This is a genomic window from Erwinia sp. L03-1 (genome assembly GCF_058686115.1).
On the sequence record NZ_CM178762.1, the window covers coordinates 1,405,350 to 1,415,018 of the forward strand.

The 9,669-nt window shown below is 53.8% G+C and carries 7 protein-coding genes; 1 reads left to right on the forward strand and 6 read right to left on the reverse strand.

Features of this window, described 5'->3' with window-relative positions; translation table 11 throughout:
* From AC4PCC_RS06540 to AC4PCC_RS06550, 3 genes are all read right to left on the reverse strand, one after another.
* The gene (locus AC4PCC_RS06540) at window positions 1-558 is read right to left on the reverse strand and encodes a hypothetical protein (RefSeq protein ID WP_492126800.1); all 558 of its coding nucleotides are present in this window, start codon (window positions 556-558) and stop codon (window positions 1-3) included.
* Entirely contained in the window at window positions 545-1,756 is a 1,212-nt protein-coding gene (locus AC4PCC_RS06545; RefSeq protein WP_492126801.1) for a winged helix-turn-helix domain-containing protein, read from the reverse strand. The genes AC4PCC_RS06540 and AC4PCC_RS06545 overlap by 14 nt, the downstream gene beginning before the upstream one ends.
* Before the next feature lie 152 nt (window positions 1,757-1,908).
* Window positions 1,909-2,175 (reverse strand): hypothetical protein, encoded by a 267-nt coding sequence (locus AC4PCC_RS06550; protein ID WP_492126802.1) that lies wholly within the window; start codon window positions 2,173-2,175, stop codon window positions 1,909-1,911.
* A gap of 31 nt (window positions 2,176-2,206) precedes the next feature.
* Here AC4PCC_RS06550 and rcsC point away from each other — a divergent pair, with 31 nt between their 5' ends.
* Window positions 2,207-5,059 (forward strand): two-component system sensor histidine kinase RcsC, encoded by a 2,853-nt coding sequence (rcsC, locus tag AC4PCC_RS06555; protein WP_492126803.1) that lies wholly within the window; start codon window positions 2,207-2,209, stop codon window positions 5,057-5,059.
* Window positions 5,060-5,117: 58 nt separating this feature from the next.
* On the opposite strand, the gene rcsB is transcribed toward rcsC, so the two are convergent.
* Genes rcsB through AC4PCC_RS06570 form a run of 3 tightly spaced genes read right to left on the reverse strand, consistent with a single transcriptional unit; the run spans window position 5,118 to window position 9,596 of the window.
* Window positions 5,118-5,768 carry a response regulator transcription factor RcsB gene (gene rcsB, locus AC4PCC_RS06560; RefSeq protein WP_067705624.1) on the reverse strand — a complete coding sequence of 217 codons (651 nt, stop codon included), beginning with the start codon at window positions 5,766-5,768 and terminating at the stop codon, window positions 5,118-5,120.
* 1 nt (window position 5,769) lies between these two features.
* Window positions 5,770-8,421 (reverse strand): phosphotransferase RcsD, encoded by a 2,652-nt coding sequence (gene rcsD / locus AC4PCC_RS06565; protein WP_492126804.1) that lies wholly within the window; start codon window positions 8,419-8,421, stop codon window positions 5,770-5,772.
* 20 nt (window positions 8,422-8,441) lie between these two features.
* Window positions 8,442-9,596 carry an MFS transporter gene (locus AC4PCC_RS06570; protein ID WP_492126805.1) on the reverse strand — a complete coding sequence of 385 codons (1,155 nt, stop codon included), beginning with the start codon at window positions 9,594-9,596 and terminating at the stop codon, window positions 8,442-8,444.
* Between the last annotated feature and the right edge of the window lie 73 nt (window positions 9,597-9,669).

The following is a 9,669-nucleotide window of genomic DNA, read 5'->3' on the forward strand; positions in this document are numbered from 1 at the left end:
TCAGCGCAGGGGGCTGAACACACAGAGGGCTACCGGCGACTGAGTTGTCTCTATCAGCATAGTATTGTCATCATACTTTCTCAGCAGCAGGGTATCGGTATGACCGGTTATAAAAAAGCTGTTTAGCAGGAGCAGCTTTGCCGTTTTAGCATCAACATTGTCGACGGCATCACTATTGATACGGCTGCTGGTGAGAGAGTATACCGCAGAGTCTTTACTCTCATGCACATAGTCATAGTAAACATTTCTGAGGATAATATCCCTTTTGATCAGGCTATTATTCTTATCGCGTAAATAGCTCACGCCGCTCAGTGAAATAAGGATTTTATTGTTATTCAGGAACCTGAATGATAGCGAACTGACCATTTTTGCCTGCAGGTTATCATACCTGGCTTCGACAATCATATTTCCTCTACAGGAAATATTGATCGGGAATTCTTCCTGAATACCACGGGCTTTATTAAGGTAAATCACACATGCTATTGCAGAAAAATTAAGTATCAAAAGTGCTGAAATAATAAGTAACCTGGAAGAAGGTCGTTTCTTATGGCTGAACATTTATAGTCCTGTCATTGTAATAATAACTCAGGCAAAGCGTTATCTTCTGGTGAGCGTCTATATTACACTGTGCCATAAATTCTCGCGCCGAGCCGGTGTTTATCATTGAGGTCATTTTCTCGCTCTGAAATAATAAAACATTACCGGGATGACAAACGATTTCTTTATTTTTAATAAATTCGGCAGCACGCTCAATAAAATCACCCCGATGGCCGGGCAGGAGTGGCGCGGTGCTATAAAGGGTACAGCCGTTGAGTGTTGCCACCCTGAGCACGGCCTTGGGATCGTTTTTTCCTCCCCACAGACTCATGCCCCATACCAGCAACAGAGTAAAAATTAAGATGTTGATTAAATAATATATTCTGTAAGTATCCTTACCAGCACCTTTGGTGCTGTAAAGTGCGGACTGCGTTAAGCGCTTGCGCTCATTATCTCCTGGCATCGCCGAAAGTTCAGCATCCTGCTCCGCAGGTGTAAACCGTATCTCGTCAGGATTATCTGCGGGCTTATCCTCCACCACGGCGCTATTGCAGACGTGATAGTCAGCGACAGGATGGTCGGCAGCGTGATGCTCAGCATGCTGACTATCAGCAACATCAGGGGGGGCACCATGCTGCTTCGCAGGATGACGTTCCGCCTGCGGAGGTCTGGCGGCATCACCTTCACCTTTAGCCACCAGCGTGACTGCTGCGGGCGGGCGGGACGGGATGGCAGGATCATCTGTCGCGCTCCGCTCCGCTACAGGTGGAACAGGCGTCGCATCTGCATCGCGACCCTCTGAGTCAAAGAGATCTGTATTTGTGCTAATAGTCTGACTTAAGGCGGAAGAAAATTCGCCAGAATTATTTTGTGTCACAGGCGGCTGCTGGCAGATAATTATTGTCCCTTTATGGATGATAAAGCCCACTCTGGGTACGGTAACAATAAATTCATCCTGATAGCCTAAGGTGACCATCACTTTTCTCAGCTTACTTACGCAGTGGTTCAGGTTGTTATTGCTGGCGTTCAGGCCGTAATCATCCCACACCTTTTTAAAAAAAGTTTCACGCAGAACGACTGTACCTGAATGGTCGATCAACAATTGTAAAACCCGACGTGCCGGGTTAGAAATTGCCACCCGACTTTCCGGGTTGTTTATCAGCGAAAGAGAATTATCCTCTGGATTAAAGATTATTTTATTGTTGATAAAATAAGCCATGCGTTCCCCTTTTACTGGTAATCCCTGTTGTGAAATTGTATAGCTGGCCCATTAGCAGATTGATAAGAATTGCTAAGGGTAAATTATTAAGACGTTTACGTTATAAGGATTAATTCATGGGGAGTATAAACCTTTCCGTTACGAAATAGAATTTAATCGACCAGCCAGCGCAACCGCGGTAACGATAAACCGCATTTATTCGCCAGCATTTCTACATAACCGGTCGTGCATTGAGTGAGGGGCATATCGAGACTCTGCAAGAGAATGCGGCTGTTTGACGGAACCCGTCCGTGACGTTTTATTTTGTGCACACCAGCCTGACATTTTGTGCGCAAAACCGCCGATTTTCTGGCGCTTATAACCGGCGCGATCTGGCTTTTTTCCTGTTCTGACGGTACTGTAGCGGCATCAAAATTCACACCATGCTGCAGCCGCCACTATAGGTTTCGCTTGAAATATCTTGTCTCGTTCAGAACCACGTTAAAGATCTCCCGCTATCTGTTTCGGGCGCTGGCGCTTATGCTCTGGACCCTGGGAGCGTTGCTGACCACTTTTTACATCATTAACGTCCTGCACGAGAAAGAGTCCCAGGTTCGCCAGGAGTTCAATGCTAACGTTGAGCAGGCGCAGTGGTATGTCCGCCATTCGGCAGACGTCACGCGTGAGCTTAAATTTATCGCCGAGAATCGGCTAAACGCCTCGGCCAACGGCCTTGATGTGCTCAACGGGGTGTTTCCGGGCAAAACCACGCTACCGCAGTTCTTTCCGCTCTATTCTGACTCTGACTGTAGCGGTATGAGCAATACCTGGCGCAGCTCGCTGGAATCCCTGAGCTACTTCCTGCACTACTGGAAAGAGAATTTCTCCTCCGCTTACGAGCTAAACCGCGTCTTCTTTATTGGCGGAGAAAGCTTGTGTCTGGCGGATTTCGGCGTCGGTAATGTCTCGGCCGACCGCGATCGCGCGTTGAAAACCCTGCATGAGCGCATCCTGAAATACCGCAACGGCAATGATGAGGAGCGCAAAAGCAGCCTGTTCTGGATAGCGCCGTCCAGCCAGCCTGGCGTGGGTTATTATTATATGGTTACGCCCGTTTACGTCGCCAATAAAATGGCTGCGCTGCTGGGCATTGAGCAAACGATTCGCGTCGAGGATTTTGTGACACCGGGTAGTTTCCCGGTCAGCGCCACGCTCCTCGATCAGAGCAACCAGCGCGTGATGTCCTCCTCACCCTCCGCGCACCGGATTTCTCTGGATGACTTACCGGATGACAGCAGCTGGTTTGGCTATATCAACGGTTATAAACAGCTGGTAATGAAGAAGCAGCTGACGCCTTCCTCGCTGACCGTGGTCTATTCGGTGCAGACCAACGAGATGGTCGAAAAGCTGAAAATTCTGATTATCAATGCCATCCTGCTGAATGTGATCGGGGCCATACTCCTGTTTACCCTGGCCTGGCTGTTTGAACGCCGGATGTTTCTGCCAGCCGAAGATAACGCACACCGCCTGGAAGAGCACGAGCAGTTCAACCGTAAGATTGTTGCCTCCGCGCCGGTTGGCATCTGTATTCTGCGCACCAGCGATGGCACTAATATCCTCAGCAATGAGCTGGCCCACAATTATTTGAGCATGCTGACGCAGGAAGATCGCCAGCGGCTGATTGAAATAATCTGCGGCCAGCAGGTCAATTTTGTGGATGTGCTGACCGGCAGTAATACCAACCTGCAAATCAGCTTCGTCCACTCTCGCTATCGCAATGAAAACGTGGCGATATGCGTGCTGGTTGACGTCAGCGCGCGCGTGAAGATGGAAGAGTCGCTGCAGGAGATGGCGCAGGCGGCCGAGCAGGCCAGCCAGTCGAAATCAATGTTCCTGGCGACCGTTAGCCATGAGCTGCGCACGCCGCTCTATGGCATTATCGGCAACCTCGACCTGCTGCAAACCCGCAGCCTGCCGCAGGGGGTAGAGTCGCTGGTGACCGCGATGAACAACTCCTCCAGCCTGCTGCTGAAAATCATCAGCGATATTCTCGACTTCTCGAAAATTGAGTCCGAGCAGCTGCGCATTGAGCCGCGCGAATTCTCACCCCGTGAGGTGATAACCCATATCGCCTCTAACTACCTGGCGATGGTGGTCAAAAAGCGCCTGACGCTGTGGGTCTTTATCGACAGCGACGTGCCGGTATCGCTGGATGGCGACCCGCTCCGCCTGCAGCAGGTCATCTCTAATCTGCTTAATAACGCCATCAAATTCACCCATACCGGCGGCATAGTGCTTCACGCCTATGTCAAAGACGGCTATCTGGCATTTCGGGTCCGTGACACCGGTGTGGGGATCCCGGCGAAAGAGATCACCCGCCTGTTCGATCCGTTTTTCCAGGTAGGAAGCGGCGTCCAGCGCCATTTCCAGGGGACCGGTCTGGGGCTGGCCATCTGCGAAAAGCTGATCAATATGATGGACGGCGATATTGAAGTCGATTCCGAACCCGGCATGGGTAGCCAGTTTGTCATACGCATCCCGCTGTATAAAAGTCAGGTGATGACGCCCGTCTACAATGAGGGGCTGCTGGGCAAGCGCTGCTGGCTTGAAGTTCGCAACGAGGCGCTGGCGGTCTTTTTAGAGAAGCTGCTGCGCGAGCACGGGCTTGACGTTCAGCGTCTGGAGGAGGGGAGCTGCGGCAGCGATGATGTGGTGGTCACTGACTACGACTTCCAGACGCAGACCGGCGCGCGCGGCATCATCCGCTTCGACGGCAGCCATAACGATGGTCCCCAGGAGCTTTCCGCTGGCCGCTGGGTCTATGGCACCACCACGCCTCATGAACTGCCGGTGCTGCTGGGGCGCATCTATCGCGTCGAAGTGGCGCTGCCGGATGCGCAAACCTCCCTGCCGGAGGCTAACGAGTCGGACATTGGTAACGAAGATATCCTGATTCTGGTGGTAGACGATCACCCCATTAACCGGATGCTGCTCTCCGATCAGCTGGGATCGCTGGGGTACCGGGTGAAAACGGCGCAGGATGGCGTCGATGCTCTGAACGTGCTGAGCCGCAACGAGATAGATATCGTACTGACCGATGTGAATATGCCGAACATGGACGGTTACCGTCTGACGCAGCGCCTGCGTCAGCTGGGGCTGACCTTCCCGGTCGTGGGCGTCACGGCGAATGCCCTGGCGGAGGAGAAGCAGCGCTGTATGGAAGCGGGGATGGATAACTGTCTCTCCAAGCCGGTCACCCTTGATACGCTACAAAAGACGCTGGCCTTTTATGCCGAGCGGGTCAGAAAAAGCCGGGAAGGCTGACGAAGGCAAAAAAAGGGTGGAGCTAAGCTCCACCCTTTATCGTTATGCCGAAGGGTTATCAGTCTTTCTCAATCGGCATGGTGCTGACGGAGGAGAGATAGTTCAGCAGCGCGATATCGTTCTCGACGCCGAGCTTCATCATCGCCGATTTCTTCTGGCTGCTGATGGTTTTGATGCTGCGGTTCAGCTTCTTGGCGATTTCAGTCACCAGGAAACCCTCGGCAAACAGGCGTAACACTTCGCTCTCTTTTGGAGAGAGACGCTTGTCGCCGTAGCCGCCCGCGCTGATTTTCTCCAGCAGTTTTGCCACGCTGTCCGGCGTATATTTTTTGCCTTTCTGTAGGGCGGCCAGCGCCTTAGGCAGATCGGTGGGGGCACCCTGTTTCAGGACAATGCCTTCGATATCCAGATCGAGCACTGCACTGAGGATCGCCGGGTTATTGTTCATGGTAAGAACGATAATCGACAGGTCCGGATAGTGACGCTTGATATACTTGATAAGCGTAATGCCGTCGCCATACTTCTCGCCTGGCATCGACAGATCGGTAATCAACACGTTAGCGTCAAGCTTGGAAAGATTATTGATCAGGGCCGTGGAGTCTTCGAACTCGCCGACTACGTTTACCCATTCAATTTGTTCGAGTGATTTACGAATACCGAACAGGACAATTGGGTGGTCATCGGCAATAATTACGTTCAGGTTGTTCATTTTATTGGTTACCTTGCTGCAGCAGATGGTTGACGTAAAGGTCAATCTCACTGGTGGTATTTTTAATGTTTGAATCGTCACACTCTTTAATGTGCAGTTCTAACGTTTCACAAAGCTCCTTGCCCGGTGTTAAATTGAGCATGGCAAACACGCCCTTGAGGCGATGCGCAGTCTGAGCAAGTGAACTCAAGTTCCTTTCCGCTGCCTCATTATACAATCTCTTGACATCATCTGGTACTGTATCAACAAAGAGCTGGAAATATCCTGGAGCAAAAAGCTGCACATCCTCCTGCCGATCGCTCTGGTCGGGGTCAGTATCGTCCTGGGCCAGCTGAAGTTCAATAAGCTGAAGCAGCGCATCCTGCATCGCGCTGCTGATATTGAAGTTCACCCTGAACTTGTCTTTCGACAGTGCACTGTAGCCCACTTCATCATCCGTGAGTAATAGCGACCACGGCGTCAGGCGCGCCGGGTCGTCGGTCACCAGCACATCATGATCCTGACCGGAAAAACGTTCGTCAGGCGTGATGCAGCTGGCGCCCCAGTTTTCTAACTGATGGACGACAATTTTTCGGATATCGTCCACGGTAATATCAATAAGCGCGGTCACGCCCTCCAGCAGCTTCTCCTCCTGCGCCTGCAAATTCTCCTGTGGCGCGTGGACCTGAATACTGTATCGCGTGCCGATATCAGGACGCGCGACAATCTCCAGGTGTCCCCCCAGCTGCTTGCAGAGCTGCTTGCAAAGGAAGAAGGCCAGCCCGGATGCCTGACCGAAGCGATCCTGCGTGGTTTCGCCAAGGAAAGGGAAGTCGGTATTGCCCATCTCATCCACGGTCAGACCCGATCCGGTATCGACCATTTCAATCGACAGGCGATCAGGGCGATCGGCCGGGGAGGTCACTTCAATGCTGATGCGTCCCCAGGTGGTACTGGTGATGGCGTAATGTAGCAGGGTTGAGAGGATTTTATACAGCGCCCGGCGGTCGCCAAAGCGATTCTCATCAAGATTCAGACGATTACCTACTACCAGCGCCAGCCCCTTACGCCGCAGGGAGGGGAGGGCTTCTGACACCAGCTCATCGAGCAGGCTTTGCAGATTAAAGGCGCCCGCGTCCGGTGCCCAGTCGAGCGTTTCCAGACGATTAAGCAGCACGATATCATCCACCAGCCTGCTCAGGGCCTGCGCCGACTCGAGCGCATCGCTTAGCTCATCGCTGGCACCCGTTGCCTGTAAACGCGTAATGACGTCCGCCAGCGGACGGTTCAGCGCGTGGCCGAGATTTTGCAGTAGCTGCTGGCGGGTCTGATGATTCTTATCCAGTACCTGCTGGGCTTTTTGCAGCTTTTTATTGACCAGCAGTTCGCGATCCTGATCTCGCATCATAAACAGCTGGGTATTGGGTGAAAGCTGGCTGCGGGCATGGCGGATCTCATAGACCTCATTGTTGACGGTCGCCTGCAACACGCCCTGATGCTGATCGGACATATTGATGATTTTTTGCAGGTTCAGATGCGGCAGCAGATGCTCAGCAATTTTATTGCTGATGATGGTGCGGTTATTGGCAAAATCGTAGACCAGCAGCCCCACTGGCAGGCTCCCGACAATCTCCTCGTTCAGCACCCGCAGCGAGTCCAGTTCGGCGCTCTGATTCTCACTCGGGCGCAGCGACTGCTTACGCAGCATAAACAGGCCGATAAACGACAAAATCAGCATGGCAAAGCTGGCCAGCAGCGGCCACATCAGGTTGTGCAGCGTATCCACCAGCAGGCCGGTAAGGGGCACCCGATAAACTAACTCCAGCGGCGTACTGGGGAGCGAGGCGGAGATTTCCACATTGGGGTTAGCCAGGGTTATCCGGGTACTCTGCGTCACGTCCCCGGCATCGCTAATTTCACTGCTTCCCGCCGCATCCTGCTTAAGCTGAAAGTTCTCCAGCGGCATATTCATCGGCACCAGGTCGTTAATCGGCAGATCGAAGGCCACCACGGTTGCCAGATGGCCCGGCTGGTTGAAGGTGGTTCGCACCGTAAAGTAGTGATCGTTCTGCCAGGCCAGACGACGCAGGGAGGAGAAGCTTTCCCGCTCATCCAGCGCATTAGCCTGCTGGAGCATCTCCGCGCGCCGCGCATCGACAATATTGCTGATGGCGCTCTCTTTGTAGCGCGTTGCCATATCTTTAAGCGGCAGGGTAGAGATAAGGATCAGGCTGTTGTCCTGACCGTTAAGAAAGTACATCGACCAGGTGCTGTTTTCGGCGCCCCACAGGGTATCGAGATAGTTAGACATACGCTGCGTCATATCCAGCGTGCTGCTGTCGTGCGAGCCAAAGATTAACGCCTCGGTTTTACGCCGCGTTTTTTCAAGATAGTAGACGTCCGGGCGCAGCCGCGTCTCCTGCAGGCTGTTAGGCGGTGTTCCCGCCGCGCTGGCCGCCAGGTTCTCATAAATCTGCCAGGTGGCGAAGCGATAGGTATCTACGCGCTTTTGCATCGCGTGGGCGATATCCGTCATGGCATAGCGTTTATCCGTAAGCCAGCAGCTCACCGCGCTATGGATCATAAACCCGATGCCCAGCAGCAGGACCAGTATAAACACCACGAAGAAGCGCGTGACGTTACCTGAAGTTAGGGGAAATTTGTATGGCAGCATAGCGTAGCGTGAGATCTCAGTTAACGTGTTATCAGCCGGGCGCTGGCGGCGACGATGAGCAGCAGAACGGCAATCACACTAAAAGCCGCTGCCAGACCATATCCTTGCGAAATAAACCCTATCAGCGCCGGACCTGCCAGAATACCCGCATAACCAATAGTTGTCATTGACGAAATCGCCAGGTTAACCGGCATGACGCGTTGATTTCCTGCGGCACTGAACATAATCGGTACGGCGTTTGATGCGCCTAATCCCACCAGCACGAAACCGACGAGCGTCATGGTCGCACTGGGGATGAACACCGCCAGCAGCAAACCGCCTGCCGCGCACAGCGTGCCACAGCACAGCGTCGCCGTACGCCCGCAGAGACGAACGATACGGTCTCCCGTTAGCCTGCCCAGCGTCATGGCAACCGAGAACAGCGCGTAGCCCAGGCCGGCATGAGAATGCGGCAGGCCGCGCAGCTGGGTCAGAAACAGCGCGCCCCAGTCGAGAATCGACCCTTCGGTCAGAAACAGAATAAAGCAAAGTATCCCCAGAAACAGCACCCAGCCCTGGGGGAGCACGAACAGCGGCGCGCCCTGCTGATGAAGGCGCTGGCTGAGCAGGTGACGCTGGCACAGGGCGAAGAGAGCGATAAGCACGACGGCAATCAGGGCGACGGCCTGAACCGGCGAAAGCCCCAGCGCCAGGGCGGCGCTCACGCTACCGGCGCCCACTATGCCCCCCACGCTGAAAAAGCCGTGAAAGCCGGACATCATGGCGCGGCCGGAGGCTTTTTCCACTTCAACGGCCTGGATATTCATTGCCACATCAACCAGCCCGATAGCGGCGCCAAAAATCATTAGCGACAGCGAGAGCAGCAGCGGGGTGTCCAGCGTTGCCAGCAGCGGCAGCGCCAGCAATATAAACGCGCTGCCCAGCGCGATGATGCTGCGGCAGCCAAAACGGCCCACCAGCATGCCGGTCAGGGGCATCGCGATAAGCGAACCCAGCCCCAAAAACAGCAGAAGCGTCCCCAGGGCGCCGTCCGTGAGCTGCGCGCGATCTTTGGCATAAGGCACCAGCGGTGCCCAGGCGGCCATGCCCATACCTGCAATAAAAAATACGGTACGCGTCGCCTGCCGGGTGGCACCCGCGCTGGCGCTGGCCTGTCGGACATCCCTGATGGTCATTGTTGTTTATCCGCCTGTTGCGAAGAGCGCTACTTTTTATCACATCCCGCCTTGTGAATGAAGAAAAGGCGAC

Coding starts and splice junctions, on each gene's coding strand:
- AC4PCC_RS06540 (WP_492126800.1), bottom strand. CDS start 558: ATGTTCAGCCATAAGAAACGACCTTCTTCCAGGTTACTTATTATTTCA.
- AC4PCC_RS06545 (WP_492126801.1), bottom strand. CDS start 1,756: ATGGCTTATTTTATCAACAATAAAATAATCTTTAATCCAGAGGATAAT.
- rcsB (WP_067705624.1), bottom strand. CDS start 5,768: ATGAACAACCTGAACGTAATTATTGCCGATGACCACCCAATTGTCCTG.
- rcsD (WP_492126804.1), bottom strand. CDS start 8,421: ATGCTGCCATACAAATTTCCCCTAACTTCAGGTAACGTCACGCGCTTC.
- AC4PCC_RS06570 (WP_492126805.1), bottom strand. CDS start 9,596: ATGACCATCAGGGATGTCCGACAGGCCAGCGCCAGCGCGGGTGCCACC.